Annotated in this window: 18 protein-coding genes; 13 read left to right on the forward strand and 5 right to left on the reverse strand. The window is 72.6% G+C overall.

Annotation, left to right across the window (positions count from 1 at the left end):
* Window positions 1-29: 29 nt before the first annotated feature.
* Entirely contained in the window at window positions 30-794 is a 765-nt protein-coding gene (locus ACH4VO_RS07255; RefSeq protein ID WP_360988889.1) for a DUF2071 domain-containing protein, read from the reverse strand.
* 672 nt (window positions 795-1466) lie between these two features.
* Between ACH4VO_RS07255 and ACH4VO_RS07260 the strand changes: the two genes are divergently transcribed.
* The 6 genes from ACH4VO_RS07260 (at window position 1467) to ACH4VO_RS07285 (ending at window position 8225) form a co-directional block, all read left to right on the forward strand.
* A complete protein-coding gene (locus tag ACH4VO_RS07260) occupies window positions 1467-2381 on the forward strand; it encodes a diiron oxygenase (RefSeq protein WP_360988886.1) in 915 nt (304 codons plus the stop codon).
* Between the two features lie 9 nt (window positions 2382-2390).
* On the forward strand, window positions 2391-4040 hold the full coding sequence (locus tag ACH4VO_RS07265) for an FAD-dependent oxidoreductase (RefSeq protein ID WP_360988883.1): 1650 nt from the start codon (window positions 2391-2393) through the stop codon (window positions 4038-4040).
* Window positions 4041-4399: 359 nt separating this feature from the next.
* Window positions 4400-5155 carry a ZIP family zinc transporter gene (locus ACH4VO_RS07270; RefSeq protein ID WP_360988880.1) on the forward strand — a complete coding sequence of 252 codons (756 nt, stop codon included), beginning with the start codon at window positions 4400-4402 and terminating at the stop codon, window positions 5153-5155.
* Window positions 5156-5352: 197 nt separating this feature from the next.
* Complete coding sequence (locus ACH4VO_RS07275; protein WP_360988877.1) at window positions 5353-6798, forward strand: glyceraldehyde-3-phosphate dehydrogenase; 1446 nt, start codon at window positions 5353-5355, stop codon at window positions 6796-6798.
* Window positions 6799-7027: 229 nt separating this feature from the next.
* Window positions 7028-7540 carry a hypothetical protein gene (locus ACH4VO_RS07280; RefSeq protein WP_360988874.1) on the forward strand — a complete coding sequence of 171 codons (513 nt, stop codon included), beginning with the start codon at window positions 7028-7030 and terminating at the stop codon, window positions 7538-7540.
* Window positions 7541-7652: 112 nt separating this feature from the next.
* Window positions 7653-8225, forward strand: a complete 573-nt coding sequence (locus tag ACH4VO_RS07285; RefSeq protein WP_360988871.1) for a hypothetical protein — start codon at window positions 7653-7655, stop codon at window positions 8223-8225.
* Window positions 8226-8719: 494 nt separating this feature from the next.
* On the opposite strand, the gene ACH4VO_RS07290 is transcribed toward ACH4VO_RS07285, so the two are convergent.
* On the reverse strand, window positions 8720-9202 hold the full coding sequence (locus ACH4VO_RS07290) for an MSMEG_6728 family protein (RefSeq protein WP_360988869.1): 483 nt from the start codon (window positions 9200-9202) through the stop codon (window positions 8720-8722).
* A gap of 104 nt (window positions 9203-9306) precedes the next feature.
* Between ACH4VO_RS07290 and argG the strand changes: the two genes are divergently transcribed.
* Window positions 9307-10758 carry an argininosuccinate synthase gene (gene argG / locus ACH4VO_RS07295; RefSeq protein ID WP_360988866.1) on the forward strand — a complete coding sequence of 484 codons (1452 nt, stop codon included), beginning with the start codon at window positions 9307-9309 and terminating at the stop codon, window positions 10756-10758.
* Window positions 10759-10875: 117 nt separating this feature from the next.
* Here the strand turns inward: argG and ppk2 are convergent, their stop codons facing one another.
* Complete coding sequence (ppk2, locus tag ACH4VO_RS07300; protein ID WP_360988863.1) at window positions 10876-11826, reverse strand: polyphosphate kinase 2; 951 nt, start codon at window positions 11824-11826, stop codon at window positions 10876-10878.
* A gap of 222 nt (window positions 11827-12048) precedes the next feature.
* On the opposite strand from ppk2, the gene ACH4VO_RS07305 reads away from it, so the two are divergent.
* From ACH4VO_RS07305 to argB, 5 genes are all read left to right on the forward strand, one after another.
* Window positions 12049-14259 (forward strand): helicase, encoded by a 2211-nt coding sequence (locus ACH4VO_RS07305; RefSeq protein ID WP_360989386.1) that lies wholly within the window; start codon window positions 12049-12051, stop codon window positions 14257-14259.
* Window positions 14260-14611: 352 nt separating this feature from the next.
* Window positions 14612-15151, forward strand: a complete 540-nt coding sequence (locus ACH4VO_RS07310; RefSeq protein WP_360988860.1) for a tellurite resistance TerB family protein — start codon at window positions 14612-14614, stop codon at window positions 15149-15151.
* Between the two features lie 1059 nt (window positions 15152-16210).
* Window positions 16211-17650: a glycosyltransferase gene (locus ACH4VO_RS07315; protein ID WP_360988857.1), complete on the forward strand. Its 1440-nt coding sequence runs from the start codon at window positions 16211-16213 to the stop codon at window positions 17648-17650.
* A 45-nt stretch (window positions 17651-17695) separates the two neighbouring features.
* On the forward strand, window positions 17696-19261 hold the full coding sequence (locus ACH4VO_RS07320) for a DUF6056 family protein (protein WP_360988854.1): 1566 nt from the start codon (window positions 17696-17698) through the stop codon (window positions 19259-19261).
* A 318-nt stretch (window positions 19262-19579) separates the two neighbouring features.
* Entirely contained in the window at window positions 19580-20377 is a 798-nt protein-coding gene (gene argB, locus ACH4VO_RS07325; protein WP_398440903.1) for an acetylglutamate kinase, read from the forward strand.
* Between the two features lie 81 nt (window positions 20378-20458).
* Here argB and ACH4VO_RS07330 read toward each other — a convergent pair whose 3' ends face one another.
* On the reverse strand, window positions 20459-20974 hold the full coding sequence (locus ACH4VO_RS07330) for a GNAT family N-acetyltransferase (RefSeq protein ID WP_398440889.1): 516 nt from the start codon (window positions 20972-20974) through the stop codon (window positions 20459-20461).
* Between the two features lie 104 nt (window positions 20975-21078).
* Window positions 21079-21291 carry an MbtH family protein gene (locus ACH4VO_RS07335; protein WP_360988848.1) on the reverse strand — a complete coding sequence of 71 codons (213 nt, stop codon included), beginning with the start codon at window positions 21289-21291 and terminating at the stop codon, window positions 21079-21081.
* 244 nt (window positions 21292-21535) lie between these two features.
* On the opposite strand from ACH4VO_RS07335, the gene ACH4VO_RS07340 reads away from it, so the two are divergent.
* On the forward strand, window positions 21536-22648 hold the full coding sequence (locus ACH4VO_RS07340) for an alpha/beta hydrolase-fold protein (protein ID WP_360988845.1): 1113 nt from the start codon (window positions 21536-21538) through the stop codon (window positions 22646-22648).
* Window positions 22649-22666: the final 18 nt, after the last annotated feature.

The raw sequence follows: 22666 nt of genomic DNA on the forward strand, positions 1-22666 counted from the left end.
TAGGGGCCGGTCCGTCCCGGCGCGAGGGGTCACGGGGTGGGGATACCCCCGGGGCGGGCGGGGCGGCCGAAGCGTACGGGTACTCCCGGGGAGTACAGGACACTCACCGGCTCGCCCACGGGTGCGGCGAGGCCCGCGGCGCTGACCAGGTTCTCGTCGCACTCGAGGAGCCGGGCCCGGTGCAGGGGCCAGCGGGGGTGGGTGTTCGGCATGTACATCTGCTGCCCGAAGAAAGTACTGTGCATGCCCCAGCGGGCGGTCAGGAAGTGGTCGAGCGGGCCGGGGGCGGTGACCGGGTCGCCGATCCGCAGCACGATCCGGCTGTGGGCACCGCGCGGCCCGGGCAGGCGCCGGCTGCTGGTGTAGGTGACGGTGCCGGCGCCGTGCCGGATCGACATGCGGGACCACACGTAGGGCAGCCGGAACAGGGTGCGCGCCACGGCCACGGGTATCAGCCGGGAGGCGTCCAGCGAACGGAAGACCACTCCGCGCCGCCCGTGGGAGTCCCGCGAGTACAGGCGGACGTTCGTCTCGGGGAAGGTGCCGAGATAGGGGACGCCGGGGAGCCGGAACCAGCCGACCCGGTGCATGCGGAAGGCGACGAGCCCGACGTAGGTGACGCCGTCCAGGGTGTCGGGCACCGTTCCGGCGGGAAGGAGCGGCGCCACGTCGGCGGGGTCGGCCGCCCAGTGCAGGAACGCCAGGTCCAGCCAGGACTGGGTCATCAGGGGGCTCAGCCCGGGATGGGGCGAGTCCGGGGTGATCTCCTGGGGCGGACGGAGCGGCGACGGCACTTCACCAGCATGGCAGAGCGGGCCCGGCCGTACCTGGCGGGGGTGCGCCGGGGGACGCGGGTGGCGTACGTCCGGAGGGCGGTCCGTACGCACGCCACCTCCCGGCTCCCTACTGGCGGGCGAGTCCGGTGTGCGTGACACCACGCACGGTCCGGCGCCGGACGAGCGCGAGGACGGCCAGGAGGGGCAGCCCCGCGAGCGCCGGCGAGCCATGATGCGCGCGTGGCACGCACCCTGGGGGACGGCTGGACGGGAGTGGCGTGGGCCCGTCGGCCCGCTCCCCGCCGACCGGGCGCCCGAAGGCGACCCGACGAGGAAAGGGGAGAACCCGCGAAGGATCGCGCGCAATTCCTACCGAGGGGTAGGCCCGTCGGCCTCCTTGCTATACCTTGCGTCTAATAAGCCGGGGGCAGGGCGCTGCCCCCAGTGGTCCACCGGAGGTGTCGGTCATGGCGGGCAGAGCGGGACGAGCACGGCACGGCACCGTGGGCGACGGCGTGAACAGCCGGGGCTGACCACCACCACCCTCTCCCGCACGGCGTTCCGCGGACGGCGGTCGTGTCACCGCGGCCCGCACACCTCCCGGCGCCCGGTCCGGAGCGCCCGGCCCGCCTCACCGTCCCACCCCCGCATTCGCTCGAAGGAACCGCACGCGAACCGAGGAGCCGCACCATGGCAAGCAGCACTGTCCGGCCGGACGCCCAGGACCGGCCCGAAGACCACGAAGTGGCCCGCCGCCTGCTCGACTCGGCGGCGACGCTGGCGTACGACCCCGCCACGGAGGTCGACTGGGAGTCTCCGCTGGACAAGGACTTCCACGGCGCCAGCCCCGAGTGGAGCACCCTGTACGGCACCGCGTACTGGCAGGAGATGAGCGAGGCCCAGCGCAGGGAACTGACCCGCCACGAGGCCGCGTCCGTGGCCAGCACGGGCATCTGGTTCGAGATGATCCTGCAGCAGATGGTGCTCCGCGACATCTACGCGAAGGACCCGACAGGGGCCGACGTGCAGTGGGCGCTGACCGAGATAGCCGAGGAGTGCCGGCACTCGATCATGTTCGCCCGCGGGGCGCAGAAGCTGGGTGCGCCCGCCTACCGGCCGCACCGGCTCGCGGTCGAGCTGGGGCGGGTCTTCAAGACGGTCGCCTTCGGCGAGGCGGCCTACGCGGCCATCCTGGTCGCGGAAGAGGTCCTCGACGTCATGCAGCGCGACTGGATGCGCGACGAGCGGGTCGTGCCGTTCGTACGGACCATCAACAACATCCATGTCGTCGAGGAGTCCCGGCACATGAAGTTCGCCCGCGCCGAGACGCGCCGGCACCTGAGCGGGGCCGGCCGGGTGCGGCGCCAGATCCACGCCCTCGTCATCGCGATCGCCTCCTACGTCATCGTGACCAGCATGGTCAACAAGAACGTGTACGCCGAGGCCGGACTCGACCGGAAACGGGCCCTCGCCGAGGCGAAGGCCAACGAGCACCACAAGTCGATGATGCGTTCGAGCTGTGCGGGGCTCATGGACTTCCTCGCCTCGGCCCGCCTGCTCACCAAGCCGGCGCTGATCTTCTACAAGCGTGCCCACCTGATCTGAGCGGACGACATGACCTACGCCATCACCCAGCCGTGCTGCAGCGACGCCACCTGCGTCGCGGTGTGCCCCGTCAACTGCATCCATCCGGCGCCCGGGGAGAAGGACTTCGGGAGCACGGAGATGCTGTACATCGACCCGAAGTCCTGCATCGACTGCGGGGCCTGCGCGGACGCCTGCCCGGTCGACGCGGTCTTCCCCGTGGACGGTCTGTCCGGGTCGCAGAGGGAGTACGGGCCCATCAACGCGGCGTACTTCGCCAGCCGGGAGCCCGCACCGGCCGACCACACTCCGAACTTCCACGCGTGGGGCGAACCGGCCTTCGACCGCAGCCTCCCCTCCGACTTCCCGCCGATCCGGGTCGCGGTGGTGGGCACGGGCCCGGCCGGCATGTACGCGGCCCAGGACCTGCTGCTGCACACCAGTGCCGAGGTGACCTTGATCGACCGGCTGCCCGTCGCGGGTGGGCTCGTACGCTACGGCGTGGCACCTGACCACCTGTCGACCAAGAAGGCGGGCGACGCCTTCGCCAGGTTCCACACCCACCCGCGCGTGCGCATGTGTCTCGGCCTCGACGTGGGAGGGGACATCACGCCGGAGGAACTCGCCGAGCACCACGACGCGGTCGTCTACGCCGTCGGCGCCTCCACCGGGCGCCGGCTCGGCATCCCGGGCGAGGACCTGGACGGCAGCCTCTCGGCGACCACGTTCGTCTCCTGGTACAACGCCCACCCCGAGACCCCGCCGGACACCGTCGTTCCGTCCACGGACCGGGTGGTCGTGGTCGGCAACGGCAACGTCGCCCTGGACGCGGCCCGCATCCTCGTGTCGGACCCGGACACGCTGGCCGGCAGCGACATCGCCGCCCACGCCCTCGACGCCCTGCGCTCCGGCGGGGTGCGCGAGGTGGTGGTGCTCGGCCGGCGGGGCCCGCAGGAAGCGGCGTACACCCGCTCCGAACTGCTGGCCCTCACGCACCTGCCCGGCGTCGAGCTGGTCGTCGACGACCACGACCCGCGGATCGGCGCGTCCGTCGACGCGGCCGGCGAGGGCGACAAGGCGGCGGTCCTGCGGGGAGTCACCCGCGAGCAGGTGGACTGGTCACGCGCCCCCGGGCCGGGCCGGCGGATCGTGTTCCGCTTCCACTCCGAAGCGGTGGAGCTGCTGGGCGAGGGCGGTGTGCGTGCCGTACGGGTCACGGGCGGGCCCACGGGGCCGGAGATCGCGGCAGGCATGGTGCTACGGGCCGTCGGCTACCGCGGGGTACCGGTCGCGGGGCTGCCGTTCGACGAGTCGACGGGCACCGTCCCGCACGAGGGCGGCCGCGTGACGGGCCGGCCCGGTACGTACGTCGTGGGATGGATCAAGCGGGGCCCTTCGGGTGGTATCGGCGCCAACCGCGTCTGCGCCGCCGAGACCGTCGGCACCCTGCTGGCCGACGCGGTGGAGGGCGCGCTGCCCATCCCCCGGCACGAGCCGAAGGCCTTCCGGCGGCTGGTGCGGCGCCGCACGCGTGCGGTCGTCGACGCCCGCGGCCTGGCGGAGATCGAGCGGGCCGAGCTGGCCAGGGGGCGCCTGGAAGGGCGGCCGCGGGTGAAGTTCGCGACGGTGGCGGAGCTGGTGGCGGCGTCGAAGGGCAACCGCCGGCGCCTCAGCCGCTGACACCGGGCTCCGGCCCCGCCGCCGTCCTCGTACCGGCCGAAGACCCGTGCCGCGACTCCCGGCGGGCGCGCGCCGAGAGCTACGGCACCTCGCCGCGTGGCCGGAGCGTCCGTCTCCCTCCCGAATGCGGACGTCCCCGCACCGCGCGACGCACCACATCCGACGTGGCGCGCTGATCCCACCGGACGCCACGGAACAGCTGCGAAGGCGGCGGGCGTTCCCGCCCGCGCCCCCGGGGAGTTCCGCGCCCGAGCAGCAGGGCAGGGGGTCCCGCCGGCCGCGGGCAGGTGTCCGCAGCCTGTGACAGATGCCGTTCGCCGCAGGACTGTGAGCGCGGCCGTACGGGGTACAGAGGCTGCATGAACGAAGTGACACAAGCAGGCCTGTGGGGGCTGGTGGCCGGATCGGCGCTGCTCCTCGGCGCCGCGGCCGGTTACGGCGTGCGCGTGCCGCAGTGGGTGATCGCTACCGTCATGGCCTTCGGGGCGGGCGTCCTGATCTCCGCCGTCTCCTTCGAACTGGTCGGGGAGGCGTACGACCAGGCGGGGCTGGCGCCCGCCGCCGTGGGGACGCTCGGCGGGGCCGTCGCCTACACGGCGGGGAACATGTGGCTGGCCCGCCGGGGGGCGCGTCACCGCAAGAGGTCGGGGCACGGGCAGGCTCAGCCGTCCGAGGCCGAGCAGGGCGGGTCCGGGCTGGCGCTCGCCCTGGGGGCGCTGCTCGACGGCGTGCCGGAGTCCGCGGTCATCGGGGTGAGCCTCCTCGACGGCGGTGCGGTGAGCCTGGTGACCGTGGCGGCCGTGTTCATCAGCAACGTGCCGGAGGGGCTGTCGAGCGCGGCCGGTATGCGGAAGGCCGGCCGCGGCAAGACGTACGTCTTCGGCGTCTGGGGGGTGATCGCCGCGACGTGCACCGTGTCCGCGGTCCTCGGCTACACCGTCGTCGGCGGTTTCTCACCGGCCGTGATCGCCGCGGTCACCGCCGTCGCGGCGGGGGCCATCCTCGCCATGATCGCGGACACGATGATTCCCGAGGCCTTCGAGGAGACGCACCTCGCCATGGGACTGATCATCGTCAGCGGCTTCCTGGTGTCCTTCGCACTGTCCCACGCCTGACGTGCCCGGCCCGGCGCCGGCCAGCCTGAGCTGCCCGTTCGGCCCGACCGACTCCCGTTACCCCTGCCCCCGCTCGGCTCCGGATCCGGCTCCGGGCGTCTTCGGCCCGGCCGGGGAACCACTCGGCAGGACCGTTCGAATGACCGGAATACCGAGGGGCTAACATATGAGCACCGCCTAGCTCGAAAGATGGACCTGTGACTGTCAACGAAGACGCGTTCACGAACTGGAAGAACCGCGAGGAGATCGCGGAGTCGATGATCCCGATCATCGGGAAGCTGCACCGGGAGCGGGATGTCACGGTGCTCCTCCACAGCCGGTCCTTGGTGAACAGGTCGGTGGTCAGCCTCCTGAAGATCCACCGGTTCGCCCGCCAGATAGCCGGTGAGGAACTTTCCGTCACGGAGACGCTGCCTTTCCTGCAGGCGCTCACCACCCTGGACCTCGGCCCGGCCCAGATCGACATCGGCATGCTCGCCGCCACCTACCGGTCCGACGGCCGCGGCCTCTCCGTCGCGGAGTTCACCGCCGAGGCGGTCGCCGGCGCCACGGGCGCCAACAAGATCGAGCGCCGGGAGCCGCGCGACGTCGTGCTCTACGGATTCGGCCGCATCGGCCGCCTCGTCGCCCGGCTGCTGATCGAGAAGGCCGGTTCCGGCAACGGCCTGCGGCTGCGCGCCATCGTCGTCCGCAGGGCGGCCGGGCAGGACCTGGTCAAGCGTGCCTCGCTGCTGCGCCGCGACTCCATCCACGGCCAGTTCCAGGGCACGATCACGGTCGACGAGGCGAACAGCCGGATCGTCGCCAACGGCAACGAGATCAAGGTGATCTACTCCGACGACCCGGCCTCGCTGGACTACACGGAGCACGGGATCAAGGACGCCATCCTCATCGACAACACCGGCAGGTGGCGCGACCGCGAGGGCCTGTCCCAGCACCTGCGCCCCGGGATCGCCAAGGTCGTGCTGACCGCGCCGGGCAAGGGTGACGTCCCCAACATCGTGCACGGCGTCAACCACGACACGATCAAGCCGGACGAGCAGATCCTGTCCTGCGCGTCCTGCACGACCAATGCCATCGTGCCGCCGCTGAAGGCGATGGACGACGAGTACGGCGTCCTGCGGGGCCACGTGGAGACCGTCCACTCGTTCACCAACGATCAGAACCTGCTGGACAATTACCACGCGTCCGACCGCCGTGGCCGTTCGGCGCCGCTGAACATGGTCATCACCGAGACCGGCGCCGCCTCCGCCGTCGCGAAGGCGCTGCCCGACCTCGACGCGAAGATCACCGGAAGCTCGATCCGCGTTCCCGTGCCGGACGTCTCGATCGCGATCCTCAATCTCCAGCTGGGCCGGGAGACCACCCGCGAGGACGTCCTCGACTACCTCCGCAACGTGTCGCTGACCTCGCCGCTCAAGCGGCAGATCGACTTCATCAGCGCCCCCGACGCCGTTTCGAGCGACTTCATCGGCTCGCGCCACGCCTCGATCGTCGACGCCGGCGCCACCAAGGTCGAGGGCGACAACGCGATCCTCTACCTCTGGTACGACAACGAGTTCGGCTACTCCTGCCAGGTCATCCGTGTCGTCCAGCACGTCTCGGGTGTCGAGTACCCCACCTACCCGGCGCCCGCTCTCTGAGCCCGCTCGCGGCCCTGCCGGCCGGTGTTCCGCCGGCAGGGTCCGCGTACGGCCGCGCGGCGTCGCCGCCGTCCCCCCACCTCGGCACAGCCCAGGCACGCCCGGCCCGCACCCCGGTCCCGCAGTGGCGGATGACACGACCCGTCTGTGGTGTGCGTCATGCGGGGTACGAAGACCCCGGGCGTAGCGTCGGCACCTCCGATTCCGTGGCGACTACGGGTGGCCGGCAGTGCACGTTGATCTCTCTCCGCTGATTTCCGCGACCGCGCAGTGGCTCACGCGCGCCTACCCGGCAGGCGGCGCCTTCTCCTCGGCACTGTCGGAGGCGCAGGCGCGGCAGGCCGTCACGGTCGCAGCCTGGCTGCGCTACCCGAGCGCGATGGACGCCGCTCTGGTCGCCATGGCCGGGCCGGGCGGCTCGGCCCGGCTCGACCGGGTGGCGGGCGCGTCGGGCTCGGAAGTGGTCCACCCGTGGTGTTCGTGGGTGGACGAGGTCGTGGCCAGCTGGGCCGCCTGCCTGCTCGCCCGTCCGGCGCTGGCCGAGGCCGCGGTGGCGGCGCTGGCCGACGGCGAGCACACGGCCGGCGGGCCGGTGGACTTCCGGCGCCTGGTCTCGCCCGACGTCCATGACCTCCAGGCGGCGGCCCTGCTGCGCCACCCCGACCTTCTGCAGCCGATAGCGGTCCTCCACCGGGCCGGTCTCCTCGACCGGCTCGGCCAGGACTCCGCCGTCGCCCACTGACCCGCGACGCCCGAGCCGGACCGGTGGCGTCCACGCGCGGCGCGGTCGCCTGTGCTCCGGGGTCGCGCCGTCGGTCCCGGCAACCTCCCAGGCCGGCCAGGCGGCCGGCGAAGTGGCCGGGACCGCCGCCGAACAGGCCAGGGCGGTGGCCGGTGAGGCGCGTCGGCAGGCCGGCAGCACGGTCCACGGTCTCAGGCAGCGCCTGAGGGACGAGGGCCAGGGGCAGACCGAACGCCTGGCCGGAGCGGTACGGCAGTGGGCCGACGACCTCGAAGGACTGGCGAGGGGGGCGCCGGGAGATTCCCCGGCCCGCAGCCTCACGGCCCGCACCGCGGACCAGGGCCACCGGGCCGCGGACTACCTCGCCGCCCACCGCCTCGACGGCATGCTGGGCGATCTGCAGGACTTCGGCCGCCGTCGGCCCGCCGCCTTCCTGGGCGGGGCGGTACCGGCCGGACTCGTCGTCGGCCGTCCGGGCAAGGCGGCCGCATCCACGGACGGCGGCGGGCCGACTGCGCACAGGGTCATGGGCGCCGCCTCGGACACGGGCGGCCACGCCGCCGGCCGGACACGGCAGGCGGCACACGCCGTACCGGAGGGCGCCGGGCAGCTGGGCGAGGCGGTGAAGCAGGCCCCCGGGAGGCGGTACGCCGGACCGAGGGCAATCCCCTGGCCGCCGGGCTGATCGCCTCCGGCGCGGGACTGCTGGCGGCCTCCCTCCTTCCGGGGTCCGACGCCGAGGAGCAGGCGGCGGGCCGGCTCTCCGAGCAGGCGAGCGGAGCGATCGAGCCGGTCAAGCAGGCCGCCGCCGAATCCGCGCCGAACGTGAGGGAGGACGCCACCGGGGCTGCCAGGCAGGCGGCGGAGCAGGTGGAGGAGACCACGGCGGACGCCGCCCGCACCCCCCGCGACGAGGGGCGGGCCAGGCCGGACAGGTCACCGACCAGGCCCGCGAGTCCGGACAGCAGCTGGCCGGCGAGGCCCGCAAGCAGGCCCCGGGCAACCCTTGGGGACCGATACGTCGATGCCGCGGGGCCCGGTGACGACCCGGGCTCCGCGGCATGCCCGGGGAGGGCGGGCCGCGGCGGGGATCCCCCGGGCCCCGCCCGGCGGCGTCCCTTCAGCGGGTCCGACGGGGATCTCCGGCGCGAGGGAGCGTGTTCTCGAGTACGGGGTGGATCAGCCCGGCCTCTGTTCGGGGTCGCGGTCCGATCCGGGCCAGACGTAGGGCATGTCGTCGGGTACGTCGGGAAAGCGGCCGCGGTAGAAGTCCGGGTCCTTCCGCAGCAGCGCCGACCGGTGACTGCGATGGAACTCCGGGACGCCGAGCCAGGACGGGAGCTCCCCCGCCGCGGCCAGCTCGTCCTGGCTCCGGACGGCCGCACCCGGGCGCCAGGCGCCGTAGTCCCGGGTCAGGGTGGCGGCGCATGTGTCGGAGCGCCCCTCCCCCGTCCACGCCGCGCAGATGTCCAGCCCGTACCGTACGAGCGCTTCCTCGTAGCCGGTCCACATGCGCACGGCCGGGTGCCGGCGCCAGCCGTAGCCCGGGACGGTCAGCCCGCGCAGCACCTGGAGCGCTTCCACCCGCTGTTTGCCGAGCCGTCGCGGGTCCAGGGTCACCGCCGATTCCGCGAAGGACGCGAAGGGGAGAAAAGTCTGCATATGACCTTCCTACCCCGTGCGGCCCCGCCCGCGGAGGCCCGCCAGCCCACGCCGCCACACCGGGCGACTTTGCATGATCATGCGATCTGGCGCATACTCTTCCTATGTCTAAGGTTCTCACCTCCCTGCCCACCGGCGAGCGCGTCGGCATCGCTTTCTCCGGCGGCCTCGACACCTCCGTCGCGGTCGCGTGGATGCGCGACAAGGGTGCCGTCCCGTGCACCTACACCGCCGACATCGGCCAGTACGACGAGCCCGACATCGCGTCGGTGCCCGGCCGCGCCACGGCGTACGGCGCCGAGATCGCGCGTCTGGTCGACTGCCGCACGGCGCTCGTCGAGGAAGGCCTGGCGGCGCTCACCTGCGGCGCGTTCCACATCCGCTCGGGCGGACGCGCGTACTTCAACACGACCCCGCTGGGCCGGGCCGTCACGGGCACCCTGCTGGTGCGGGCCATGCTCGAGGACGACGTGCAGATCTGGGGTGACGGATCGACGTTCAAGGGCAACGACATCGAGCGGTTCTACCGCTACGGGCTGCTCGCCAACCCGCACCTGCGCATCTACAAGCCGTGGCTCGACGCCGACTTCGTCTCCGAACTCGGTGGCCGCAAGGAGATGTCGGAGTGGCTGCTCGCCCACGGCCTCCCCTACCGGGACAGCACCGAGAAGGCGTACTCCACCGACGCCAACATCTGGGGCGCCACCCACGAGGCGAAGACGCTGGAGCACCTCGACACCGGTGTCGAGACGGTCGACCCGATCATGGGAGTGCGGTTCTGGGACCCCTCGGTCGAGATCGCCGCCGAGGACGTGACGATCGGCTTCGAGCAGGGCCGCCCGGTCACGATCAACGGCAAGGAGTTCGCCTCGCCGGTCGACCTGGTGATGGAGGCCAACGCCATCGGCGGCCGGCACGGCATGGGCATGTCCGACCAGATCGAGAACAGGATCATCGAGGCGAAGAGCCGCGGCATCTACGAGGCCCCGGGCATGGCACTCCTGCACGCCGTGTACGAGCGCCTGGTCAACGCGATCCACAACGAGGACACGGTCGCGCAGTACCACAACGAGGGCCGGCGCCTCGGCCGGCTCATGTACGAGGGCCGCTGGCTCGACCCGCAGGCCCTGATGGTCCGCGAGTCGCTGCAGCGGTGGGTGGGCGCGGCCGTCACCGGAGAGGTGACGCTGCGGCTGCGGCGCGGTGAGGACTACTCGGTCATGAACACCTCCGGCCCGGCGTTCAGCTACCACCCGGACAAGCTGTCCATGGAGCGCACCGACAACTCGGCCTTCGGCCCGGTCGACCGGATCGGCCAGCTCACCATGCGCAACCTCGACATCGCCGACTCCCGCGCGAAGCTGGAGCAGTACGCCGGTCTCGGGATCGTCGGCACCACCCACGCGGCGCTTCTCGGTGCCGCCCAGACCGACTCGACGAAGCTGATCGGCGAGATGCCCGAAGGCGGCGCCGAGGTCATCGCCTCCCGCGGCCCGGCCGAGGGCGACGCCGACCAGATGCTCGACCGCGCCGCGATGGAGTTCGGCACCGACTGACCCGGTCCGGCGTCCCGCACGCCACGGGGTACCGACGGCGTCGCCGCCTGTCCCCCACCCCCGGCACGAGAGCGCCCGGTGGCCGAACGGCCACCGGGCGCTCTCGCGGTCGCAGCCTCAGGGGTGCTCGCCCGGACCCTCGGCATGGGAGGCGAGGCGGGTCGGCGAGAGCGCCGTGTCCTCCTCACCCGGCTCCAACAGCGTGGCGGCGGCCCCGACGATCAGCGGGTCCGGCCTGCCGACGGCGTCCGGGTCCTTCGCCGCATAGTCGATCCGGGCGAGGATGCTGCGCATCGCTTCCAGACGGGCGCGGCGTTTGTCGTTGCTCTTCACCACCGTCCACGGCGCGTGCTGGGTGTCGGTGGCGCGGAACATGTCGATCTTCGCCGTGGTGTAGGCGTCCCAGCGGTCGAGGGAGTCGATGTCGGTCGGCGAGAGTTTCCACTGGCGTACGGGATCGACCTGGCGGATGGCGAAGCGCGTGCGCTGCTCGGCCTTGGAGACGGAGAACCAGAACTTCACCAGGATGATGCCGTCGTCGACGAGCATCTGCTCGAAGTCCGGCGCCTGACGGAGGAACAGTTCGTACTCGGCCTGGGTGCAGAACCCCATCACACGTTCGACGCCTGCCCGGTTGTACCAGGAGCGGTCGAAGAAGACGATCTCGCCCGGCGCCGGAAGATGGGCCACGTAACGCTGGAAGTACCACTGGCCACGCTCACGGTCCGTGGGCTTGTCCAGGGCGACGATGCGGGCGCCGCGCGGGTTGAGGCGTTCCGTGAAGCGCTGGATGGTGCCACCCTTCCCGGCCGCGTCCCGCCCCTCGCACACCACGACGATCCGCGCGCCGGTGTCCTTCGTCCAGCGCTGCAGCTTGAGCATCTCGATCTGGAGCACGCGCTTGACCCGCTCGTACTCCCTGCGGCTGACCTTGCGTTCGTACGGATAGTTCTCACGCCAGGTCTTGATCGGTTCGCCCGCCTCGTCGAGCAGGATCGGCTGCTCCGGCCTGCTCGCGTCGACGGTCAGACCGTCCAGCAGCTGCTTGCCCACCTGATCACGGTCCACGGAGCGGAGCCTTTCACTCGTTCGCCCGGCGCGCCACCCGGCGATCGGCGTCGCGCGGCCGCGCCGGACAGCGGAAATCCCCGGCCCGCACGTGCGGGTCGGGGATATCCTCGCGTATATTTGTTGTTTCTGTGCGCACACAAAGAAACCCCCGTGACGGGGGCCAACAAGGTTCACCATATCGGGCAGGGAGCCACTTTGTCAACCCGCGAAAATGCCGAACTGCAGGCGGAGCAGGAATTCGTCCGGCGGCTCCACGACCGTGTGGACGTGCTGCGCGGTACTGCCGCGCAGCAGGTGGAGGACGCGTTGACACCGGTCGGGACCGGTTCCCAGGCGCGCCTGGAACGCGATGTGCTCGTCGCCGAACGGTCGGGGCTGCTGGCCGCGCTGAATGCGGTGGACGGCTCACTGTGTTTCGGCCGGATCGACCTCTCCGACGGCACCGCACACCATATCGGCCGGGTCGGAATTCGGGAGGAAGGCACCGAGCACACGCCTCTTCTGATCGACTGGCGGGCACCGGTCGCCCGCCCCTTCTACCTCGCGACCGGATACACGCCCATGGGGCTGCGCCGGCGTCGGCACATCACCACCGAGGGCCGCCGGGTGACCGAGTTGCACGACGAGATCCTCGACCTCGGAGACCGCGAGCGCAGCGGTTTCGAGGACCCGAGCGGCGACGCCGTCCTGCTCGCCGCGCTCGGCGCCGCCCGCACGGGCCGCATGAGCGACATCGTGCGCACCATCCAGGCGGAGCAGGACCGCCTCATCCGCGCCCCGCACCGCGGTGTGCTCGTCGTGGAGGGCGGCCCCGGCACGGGCAAGACGGCCGTGGCACTGCACCGGGCCGCCTACCTGCTCTACGAGCACCGTGAACTGCTGGCCAAGCGTGCCGTCCTGGTGGTGGGCCCCAACCCGGCCTTCCTGCGCTACATCGGCGAGGTGCTGCCGGCGCTCGGCGAGACCGGCGTCATGCTGGCCACCCAGGCCGAGCTCTTCCCCGGGGTCCACGCCCGCGGTACGGACACGCCCCGCGCCGCCGCCGTCAAGGGCGGTGCGCACATGGCGGAGGCCCTCGCCCTCGCCGTACGCGACCGGCAGCGGCTGCCCGAGCCCGGTGCCCCGCTGGTCGTCCCGCACGACGACGGGGACCTCGTCCTGGACTGGGAGATCGCCTACGAGGCCCGGCAGGCGGCCCGCGACACGCACCTGCCGCACAATCTCGCCCGCCCGTACTTCGCCTTCCACGTCGTCGACGCCCTCACCGCGCAGCTCGCCGACCGCATCGGGGCCGACCCGTACGGGGGCCCCAACTTCCTCGGCCCCGACGACATCGCCCAGCTCGGCAAGGCCGTCGCCGCGAGCGAGGAGGTGCACGCCTGTGTCGCCGACCTGTGGCCCACGCTCACCGCGGAGGAGTTCCTCGGCGACTACCTGGCCGAGCCCGTGTACGTACCGGAGGAGGACGCCGACGCGATCCGGCGCCCGTCCGGGGACACGCAGTGGACCCCCGCCGACGTGCCGCTGCTCGACGAGGTGGCCGAACTGCTCGGCGTCGACGACAGTGCCGGACGGGCGGCCGCCGAGGCCGAGCGCCAGGAGCGGATCGCTTACGCGCAGGGGGTGCTGGAGCTGTCGCGCGGGTCGCAGACGTACGAGTTCGAGGACGAGGAGTCCGAGATCCTGTCCGCCCACGACATCGTCGACGCGGAGCGGATGGCGGAGTGGCACGGGGAGCCCGATCACCGCAGCGCGGCCGAGCGCGCCGCCGCCGACCGGACGTGGGCCTTCGGGCACATCATCGTCGACGAGGCCCAGGAGCTGTCCCCGATGGCCTGGCGGCTGCTGATGCGCCGGTCACCCACCCGGTCGCTGACCCTGGTCGGCGACCCCGCGCAGACCTCCGAGGAGGCCGGTGTCGGCTCGTGGGAGCGCATCCTGGAGCCGTACGTCGGTGACCGTTTCGAGCACGTGAGGCTCGGGGTCAACTACCGTACCCCTGCCGAGATCATGGAACTGGCCGCGAAGGTCGTCCGGGCCGCCGACCCCTCCTTCGAGCCGCCGGGCTCGGTGCGGTCCACCGGTGAGGTGCCGTGGACCCGGGACGCGGGGGCGGACCTGGCGGGCGCGGTGGCGCGCGCCGTCGAGGAGCTGACGCCCGGGGAGGGGCGCCTCGCGGTGATCGCACCGCGCGCTCTGCACGAGGAGATCGCCGCCCCGCTGCCTGGCGTCACGGCCGGGGCCGCGCCCGACCTCACCCTTCCGGTGGTGCTGCTCGACCCGCGCGAGGCCAAGGGGCTGGAGTTCGACAACGTGCTCGTCGTGGAGCCGGGCCGGTACGGGACCAGCGACCTGTACGTGGCGCTGACCCGGGCCACCCAGCGTCTCGGCATCGTCCACCGGGAGCCGCTGCCCGAAGCACTGCGCTGACGGAGGCCGGGCGCCCTGTGTCCTCGCCTGCGGCCGTCACCGTCAGGGCGGGGGCGTGGGACGCAGGACGGGGAGGGCGATGCGGTCGGCGCCGTGGCTCCCGGTCGATGAGCGGTTCTTCGCAGAACACGTCGCCGGGTTCGCCCACCGTGCCCCGCGCTGTGCGGGCGGAGGAGTGCGTTCGGTGTACAGCAGCAGCGCGCCTGCAGGGCTCTGAGCCGCCGGTCGAGGCGGGACGACGAGCTGCGGCTTTGCGGAACCTTTACCCGTGGTCGGTCGTTGGCCCGGTGGGTACGCGCGGACTCGCGCGGACCGCGACCGATGTATCGGACGACTACCGAGGTGACGTCACATGGCGGTGTGGGACCGGCTCAAGGACCAGGCCAGAACGCTGCAGCAGTCCTCCCAGGGCGGGAGCGGGCGGAGCGGACGCACCGGATCGGGCGGTGGTTCGCGCGCCCAGCTCGTCAGCACGTTGAAGACACAGCTCGGTTCCCTCAAGACCGAGCTGAAGAGCGGCGCGTACCGGGACGCGAGCATGGCGATGTGCGCGCTGGTCGCGGCGGCCGACGGGCACGTGGACCCGGCCGAGCGGCAGCACGTGGAATCGATGATCCTCAGCAACGACGTGCTGCGGAACTTCCCGCCCGAGCAGTTGACGCAGCGCTTCAACAAGCACGTGGACGCGCTGACGCGCACCTTCCCGCAGGGGAAGGCCGAGGCGATGCAGGACATCGCGAAGACCGTCAAGAAGCCCGCGGAGGCACGGGCGGTGATCCAGACCGGCATCGTCATCGCCGGGGCCGACGGGGACTTCTCACCGGCCGAGCACGCTGTCCTCGGGGAGGCGTGCATGGCGCTGAACCTCTCCCCTGAGGAGTTCCAGCTCTGACCACCTGGGCCCCGGGGCCGGTGCGTCTCCCCGACGACCCCGCAGTCGGCGGACTGCCGCGATGGCGGGGCCGGCCCCGGTGCGTTGCCTTCCACCCCGCCTCCGGCCGGTCCGGAGCACGACTTGGGCTCCCTGGGCCCGGCAGGGCGGCGGAGCCCGGCCGGCAGGGCCGTGCGGCGGGCCGGCAGGCCTCCGGGGCACGGCGCACGCAAGGCCCCGGACCTCGGCTTCCCTCAGGAGCGCGGGCTGCTCGACGGGCTCAGCGCCTCGCCGGTCAGCATGACCAACACGGGGAACGAGCCCGTCTTCGCCGACGCCACGCCGGCCCGCCGACGCGCCGATCGTCCTGACGGACAAGGTCTTCTCGGCCTACCTCCCGGTCGCCGACCGGGACCAGCCGGTGACCCGCTCCGTGGGCGTCCGGGTGCCGCACGGCACGGCGCCGGGAACGTACGGCCTGACCGTGGCCCGCGGCAAGCAGCGCGTCGTCGAGCCCCTCACCGTCGAAGCTGTGCCGGAGCCCGCCCCCGGAACGAACACGCCCACGCCCACGCGATCAGGATCACCACGGGACACCTCCCCGGTCGGCACGGCGCTCGCTCCTCAGTCACCCGGCAGCCGATCCCGGGCGGGCCCGCCTCGCAGGGAATGCCGGCGGCCCTCCCATGCCACCGTGACCGCGGCCCCCGCGGGACGCCGCTCGCCGCTCGCTGCGCGCCGCTCGCCGAGTCCGTGGGATGCGTCGCCCGGCGGATCACCGGAACCGCCACCGGTCCCCTCGCCGACCGGATGGTGACCGATGAACAACGACCGGCGCGCCACGGCGGTCCGCCGGCCCGGGAGGACGACGGCGCACGCCAGGGCACGCGTGTGCGCTGTTCGCATGAAAAGGAGGGACGTTTTCCGCGTCCGGCATCCGAGGTAGCGGTACGGACAGGCGGAGCCCCGCACAGTGGTCGGGGGCGCGGAACGGGACCACGCGGTCCGATGGGGGTCCGGGGGGGCCGGGGCGCTGCCGGTCACCAGGGACGGGCGTCAGCCGATGTCGGAGAGCGTGGAATGACTGCCTTTCAGCTGTCGGTCGTAGTGCCGTGTTTCAACGAGGCCGAGGCGATCGAGACCTTTCACGCCACGCTGCTCTCCGTCCTCGAACCCCTCGGGGACGGGCTGGAGATCTGCTACGTGGACGACGGCAGCAGCGACGGGACACGGCTGCTGCTGCACGGTTTCGCGGCAGCGGACGAACGCGTCCGGTACACCGCATTCAGCCGGAACTTCGGCAAGGAGGCCGCCATGCTGGCCGGACTCCGTATGTCCAGGGGGGCCGCGGTGGTGCTCATGGACGCGGACCTCCAGCATCCGCCCGAGCTCATCCCCCGCATGCTGGAACTGCACCGGCACGGATACGACCAGGTGATTCCCCGGCGCGACCGGCGGGGCGACGGGGTACTGCGCAACGCCCTCACCCACACCTACTACGCCCTGGTCCGCCGCTGCATGGACGTGGAGGTGATCGACGGTTCCGGGGACTTCCGGCTGCTGTCGCGGCGGGCTGTGGACAGCGTGCTCCTGCTGCCGGAGAGCAACCGCTTCTCGAAGGGGATCTTCTCCTGGATCGGCTTCGACACCGTCAGCTTCCGGTACCGCAACGGCGAGCGCGCGGCCGGGCAGTCGAAGTGGGGCAGCAGAAGACTGCTGAACTACGGCATCGACGGATTGCTCTCCTTCAACAACCGCCCGTTGCGTCTTGCCATCTACACCGGCTTCTGGGTCTTCTTCTCCGCCCTCGCCTACGCGCTGTGGACGGTCGTGAACGTCGCGCTGAACGGCGCCGAGACACCTGGTTACGCCACCCTCCTCACCGCAGTCGTGGCGCTGAGCGGAATTCAGCTGATGACGCTCGGCGTCATCGGCGAATACGTCGGCCGTATCTACCACGAGGCGAAACACCGCCCGCCGTACGTGGTGCGGGAGACCAGTGAGACGTGCCGTACGCTGCCGGCCGGACCCGAGCCGGCCGCACCGGGAGTCCTGAGCGAGCGCGCGGCCGGCCGGTCGCGCACCATGCGGCAGTTCGCGTCGTTCCTGTTGATCGGCTGCGCGAACACGGCGGTGTACCTGTCCGTCTACTACCTGCTGAACCGGTGGATGCCGTACCTGGCCGCTCATGTGGTGGGCTTCACGGTCAGCGTCATCGGCTCGTTCCTGCTCAACTCCTACATCACCGTGGGCACGAGGCCGACCTGGCGGGCCTTCGTGCGCTATCCCCTCTCCAGCGTGGTGAACCTCGTGGCCTCGGGCGTCCTGCTCTATCTCGCGGTCACCGGACTCGGCATGGACAAGAACCTCGCCGCCCTGGCCGCCGGGGTTCTGGTCACCCCGGTCTCCTTCCTGCTGGCCCGGTGGGCGATCACGTCGGGCCGGGCCGCCGGCGGCCCGCAGGACCGGCCGGCCGGCGCCCGGAACGAGCGGTCGATGAGCAAGTCCGACAGCATCTGAACGACGGCTCCGAAACCCCTCCCGCGACGAAAGGCGGTCCCGCACATGGGTGGCAGCGTCCCGGGAACAGCCGTTCCCGAACAACCGGAGGAGCAGGGACGGCCGAAGCGGAAGCGAGGACGACCGGACGGGGCAGGCCGTGGGGGCGACGAGGAGCGCCTCCCGCCGGGAGCGCGGAGCGGCCGTACGGACGCACGGCCGTGGACGGACCTCTGGAGGCCGGCCCTCGCGGTGCCGTTCCTCGTCCTGCTCGGCGCCGCCTCCTGGTTCGGGCGCTGGGTCCGTCCCGGCGCCGACGACTGGTGCTTCCTGCCCGTCGTACGGGACGAGGGCATCGCCGGTATCGTCGGCACGTTCTACCTGGAGGACAACGGCCGGATCGCGAACGGGCTGCTGGTGGGCGCGTACGCGGCGTTCGGGGTAGCCGGGCACCAGTGGTTCGCCCTGGTCACCGGCGCGCTGACGCTGGGTGTCCTCTGGGCGGTGACCGCCTCGGCACTGCGCAGGGCGGGCCTCACCGGGCCACGTGGCGCGGCCCTGCTGACCGCGTCCGTGGTCACCGCGCTCTTCCTCTTCGTGACGACCAACACCTACAAGACGTTCTACTGGCCCGCGGCCTCGGTCTCCCACACCCTGCCTCCTGTGCTCGCCTGCGCGGCGTTGCTCCCGCTCCTGTGGGCCCGTTCGCGCCGGGGCCGGATCGCCGCCGTGGGGGTGGCCCTGCTCGCGGGCCTGTTCATCGGCACCCTGTCGGAGGAGAGCGCGGTCGTCGTCCTGGTCGTCCTGTGCGCAACCATGCTGGTCGGCCGCCGTGTCTTCCCGGCCCGCGCCCGGCGGTTCGGTTGGGCGTGGTGTGCGGCGGGCATCGCCGGGACAGGGATCGGGGCGCTCGTCCTGCTCACCTCACCAGGCTCCCGGGCCCGGCGGGAGCGGTACGGTGCGCAGGACTCCACCCTGCTCTCCCCCGACTCGCTCATCGGGTCGCTGCGCGGGTTCGGAGAGATCATCGTCACAGTGGGCTCGACCTGGCAGTACCTCGGCGCGCTGGCCGTCGGGCTCCTGCTGGGCCCGGCCGTCCGCCGCTCCGACGGGCAGCCGCCGGGCGCGCCGGCGCACCGGTTCCTGATCGGTGCCACGGGCGTGCTCGCGCTGCTCGTCTCCGGCTACCTCTGCACGGTCATCACCTACCCGGCCTTCGGCGCGCGTGTGGGGACCACGAACCGGCTCTGGAACGACTACCTGCTGCTGTACATCGCCCTGCTCGTCGGCGCGGGCTTCCTCCTGGGACAGTCGCTGCGGCTGCGCACCCGGCACACCGGGCCGGCCACGGCGCTCTGCGCCGCGCTCTGCCTCCTGGTGTGCGTCGGGCCGGCCGTCTCGCTCAGCCACCTCGGGAGCAGCATGGAAGCGCGGGCCCAGCGGTGGGACCACCAGGACCGGTGGCTGCGCGAGCGTTCGGCGGCCGGCGCCGAGGTGCTGCCGTACAAGCCGGTCACGGTCAGCGGGATGCTGGAGCCGTTCGGGCGGCAGGGGCGCAACCCCTGGCCCGCTGGGTGCGTGGCCGACTACTACCGCCTCGAACGCGTCACGTACTCGACCAGGCTCCACTGAGGCCTGCCCCGCACCTCGTGCAGGGCCACGGAGACCGGCGGACGGGAGAAGCGCGCGGGATCCGCGGTTCCCCGCCCCGCCCGGGGTGTCGGGGCCGGGCTGCCGGCCCTGGAGCACCTCCGAATCCGGCGCATTAGGTTAGGCTAAGCTAACTCAACCGGCAGGGCGGACGTGCTGCGGCCGGTTCGTCCGGAAGCGGGGGCAGCGATGGGACCGGTCGTCACGGAGCGCGCGGACGCGGATCCGGCCGGCGGGTCACGCGTGCGGCCGGGGCGGCGGCGGGCCGGTACGGTCGTCGTCAAGTTCGGCGGCAACGTCATGGTGGACGTCACCCTTCTGCGGGCCTTCGCCCAGGACGTCGTGGAGATGCGGCAGTCCGGCCTGCGCCCGGTCGTCGTGCACGGCGGCGGTCCGCAGATCAACGCGATGCTCGAACGCCTGGGCCTGGAGACCCGGTTCGAGGCGGGCCTGCGGGTCACCACACGCGAGACCATGGACGTGGTGCGCATGGTGCTGACCGGCCGGGTCCAGCGGGAGCTGGTCGGCCACATCAACGCCCACGGCCCCTACGCGGTGGGGATGACGGGTGAGGACGCGCACACGATGACGGCCGTGCGGCGGCCGGCCGTGGTGGACGGACGGCCGGTGGACATCGGTCTCGTCGGCGACGTCGTGGACGTCAACCCGGACATGGTGCGGACACTCCTCGACCAGGGTCACATCCCGGTGGTCTCCCCCGTGGCCCGCGGCGAGGACGGAGAGGTCTACAACGTCAACGCCGATCTCGCGGCCTCGGCCCTGGCCGTGGCCCTCGACGCCGAGCACCTGGTGGTGCTCACCGACGTCGAGGGGCTGTACGCGAACTGGCCGCACAGCACCGAGGTCGTCGAGCGCCTGACGGCCGACGCGCTGGACGCCATGCTGCCGGAGCTGACCAGCGGGATGCTGCCGAAGATGGAAGGGTGCCTGCGGGCCGTCCGCGGCGGCGTGCGCAGTGCCCGCGTACTCGACGGCCGCAGGCCTCACGCGGTACTGCGGGGCGTTCTCGACGAAACCGGCTACGGCACCACGGTGGTCGCCGGGACCGCCGCGGACCACGGCCCCGGCACGGGGTGACCGCGGAGGGCGGGCGCCCTTCCCCGCGCCCGACGGCCGACAGCAGCGGGGGGCCGCCGCTTCGAGGCCCCGGCCGGACGGTCACAGGCGTCTGACGAGAACGCGGGCGTTGCGCCGCGGGTCGAGGGACTCGGTCCAGGGCCGGGGCGCCGAGGGAGCGGCCGAGGGGGCGAACCCGTAGCGGTGGAAGAGCCCGCCCTGGCCCGTCGTCGCTGTGAACAGGGCGTCCAGCGACCGGGCGCGCGCGCCGGCCAGGGCCGCACGCAGGAGTGCCGCCCCCACTCCGCGCCCCTGACTGTGCGCGGCCACGCAGAAGTTGTACAACACGCCCGCCGCCCCGGGGCGCTCTCCCGGTCCGGACGGGTACACCCGCAGCCCCACGCAGCCGGCGAGACGGCCTCCGGGCGCCTGCGCCACGAGGAAGTCGCCGGCCCGGGTGGCATAGAGGGAGACCGGGCGCGCCCGCAGGGCCCCGGAGCGCACGAAGGGCCGGGAGAGGCCGGCGAGGGCGCCGGCGTCCTCCTCGCGGGCGCGCCGCACGTGGGGCGGCGGGGACAGGGGTGCGTGCGGCGGCGGAGCGGACGCGGCCGTGAACAAGGCGTACCTTTCGTCGGTTCGGTGGTCGGGGGACGGATCGCGGGGGTGTCCCTCCGGCCGGGGCCACGGACGGGCGGCCCGGCCGGAGGGACACCCCGGCCGGCTCAGGCGTCCATGGACTCCGCCAGGGAACGGGGCCGCAGGTCGGTCCAGTGGGTCTCGACGAAGTCCAGGCACGCCTGACGGGTGTTCTCCTCGAGAACGGTCGTCCAGCCCCCGGGCACCTCGGCGAAGGACGGCCAGAGGGAGTGCTGACCCTCGTCGTTCACCAGGACCAGGAAACGGCCTTCGGGGTCGTCAAAAGGGTTGGTACTCATAGGTCGTCAGCTCCGTGTACGTCGCTCTCGGCAAGGAATGGGGCGGCCATCCCGGAACCACGCCCGGGGACAGCCTTGATTAGGTTAGGCTCACCTAACAATTGATGAGCTTAGCCTGCCGCTTTTCCCCTCACAAGGAGACGTCCATGCGCCTGGTGATCCAACGCGCCCCCGTGGCCCGCGACATGGCCGTGCCCGCCCGTGCGGGCAGGTGGACGGTGGGCGACGGCCTTCCGGGCCTGCGATGACGGGCCCCGCCTCCGGGTTCCGGGCGGAGGGGAAGCACGCCTTCGCCGCGTTCGGGCTGCCCGGCGAACCGGGGACCGACGCGTTCTGGGCGTCGGCCCGGACCCCCGCGTCGGTGCCCGCCGAAGGGGGCGGCTGGGTCACCCTGTTCCTCCGGCGCGGGTCCCCCGCGAGCATCGGCTTCGAGAGCTGGTCGCCGCCCGTACCCCTGCGCCGGTGGGGCGGGACGGACTGCTGGTACGCCGAGGTCCGCATGCCCCCACGGCTGCGGGTCACGTACCAGGTCATGGCGGGCGGCGAGGCGTACGCCGACCCGTTGAACCCGGTCGGGGCGGGCGGTGACCGGTCCATCGCCGCGACTCCGGACGCCCCGGCCCAGCCGCACTGGCCCGCCCTCGGCACCGGCGACGTCCTGCCCGTCCCGCGCGTCCGCGTCCGCTGGGCCGGCGAGCGGCTCGGCGGGCGCCGTACCGTGCGCGTCCACCCGGCCGGGGGCGGCGGGCCGGTGGTCCTCCTCCTCGACGGGGACGACTGGCTGTATCTGCACCCGGCCATGACCGCGTTCGACTCGGCCGTCGCCTGCGGCGACATGCCGCCGGTCACCCTCGTCTTCGTCCCGGCCGGGGACAGGGCCGCCGAGTTCGGGTGCGAGCCCGTGTTCTGGGAGGCCGTCCGGGACGAACTGCTGCCGCTGGTCGCGGAGTCCGGGGTGCCCGCCGACCCGGACAGGCTGGTGGTCGCCGGGCAGAGCCTCGGCGGTCTCAGCGCCATGTACGCGGCACTGGAGTTCCCGGACCTGGTGTCCCGGGTCGCCTGCCAGTCGCCGTCCTTCTGGTGGACACCCGAGTCCCGGGGACTGGCCGATCCCCTGGCCGGGCCGGTCGGCGGCGCCGTCGCCGCCCGCCTGCGGGAGCGTCCCGATCTGTCCGGTCTGCGGGTCGCGTTCGACGTCGGGGAACACGAGACGAGGATGCTGCCGCACTGCGAGCTGGCCGAGGAGCTGGCCGTACGGGCCGGGGCGACCGTACGGGTGTCCCGGTCCCCGTCGGAGCACGACCGGGCGGGCTGGCGGCATGCCCTGCTGAGGGATGTCGCCTGGGCGCTCGCCTGAGGGCTGTCCCGCGGTTCC

Origin of the sequence: Streptomyces sp. NPDC020780 (genome assembly GCF_044334475.1) — a bacterium.
Lineage (GTDB): Bacteria > Actinomycetota > Actinomycetes > Streptomycetales > Streptomycetaceae > Streptomyces.

What these genes read in the sequence shown, in the direction of transcription:
- ACH4VO_RS07260 (WP_360988886.1), top strand. Translation starts at nt 1,467, where the DNA reads ATGGCAAGCAGCACTGTCCGGCCGGACGCCCAGGACCGGCCCGAAGAC.
- ACH4VO_RS07265 (WP_360988883.1), top strand. Translation starts at nt 2,391, where the DNA reads ATGACCTACGCCATCACCCAGCCGTGCTGCAGCGACGCCACCTGCGTC.
- ACH4VO_RS07270 (WP_360988880.1), top strand. Translation starts at nt 4,400, where the DNA reads ATGAACGAAGTGACACAAGCAGGCCTGTGGGGGCTGGTGGCCGGATCG.
- ACH4VO_RS07290 (WP_360988869.1), bottom strand. Translation starts at nt 9,202, where the DNA reads ATGCAGACTTTTCTCCCCTTCGCGTCCTTCGCGGAATCGGCGGTGACC.
- argG (WP_360988866.1), top strand. Translation starts at nt 9,307, where the DNA reads ATGTCTAAGGTTCTCACCTCCCTGCCCACCGGCGAGCGCGTCGGCATC.
- ACH4VO_RS07310 (WP_360988860.1), top strand. Translation starts at nt 14,612, where the DNA reads ATGGCGGTGTGGGACCGGCTCAAGGACCAGGCCAGAACGCTGCAGCAG.
- ACH4VO_RS07315 (WP_360988857.1), top strand. Translation starts at nt 16,211, where the DNA reads ATGACTGCCTTTCAGCTGTCGGTCGTAGTGCCGTGTTTCAACGAGGCC.
- ACH4VO_RS07320 (WP_360988854.1), top strand. Translation starts at nt 17,696, where the DNA reads ATGGGTGGCAGCGTCCCGGGAACAGCCGTTCCCGAACAACCGGAGGAG.
- argB (WP_398440903.1), top strand. Translation starts at nt 19,580, where the DNA reads ATGGTGGACGTCACCCTTCTGCGGGCCTTCGCCCAGGACGTCGTGGAG.
- ACH4VO_RS07335 (WP_360988848.1), bottom strand. Translation starts at nt 21,291, where the DNA reads ATGAGTACCAACCCTTTTGACGACCCCGAAGGCCGTTTCCTGGTCCTG.
- ACH4VO_RS07340 (WP_360988845.1), top strand. Translation starts at nt 21,536, where the DNA reads ATGACGGGCCCCGCCTCCGGGTTCCGGGCGGAGGGGAAGCACGCCTTC.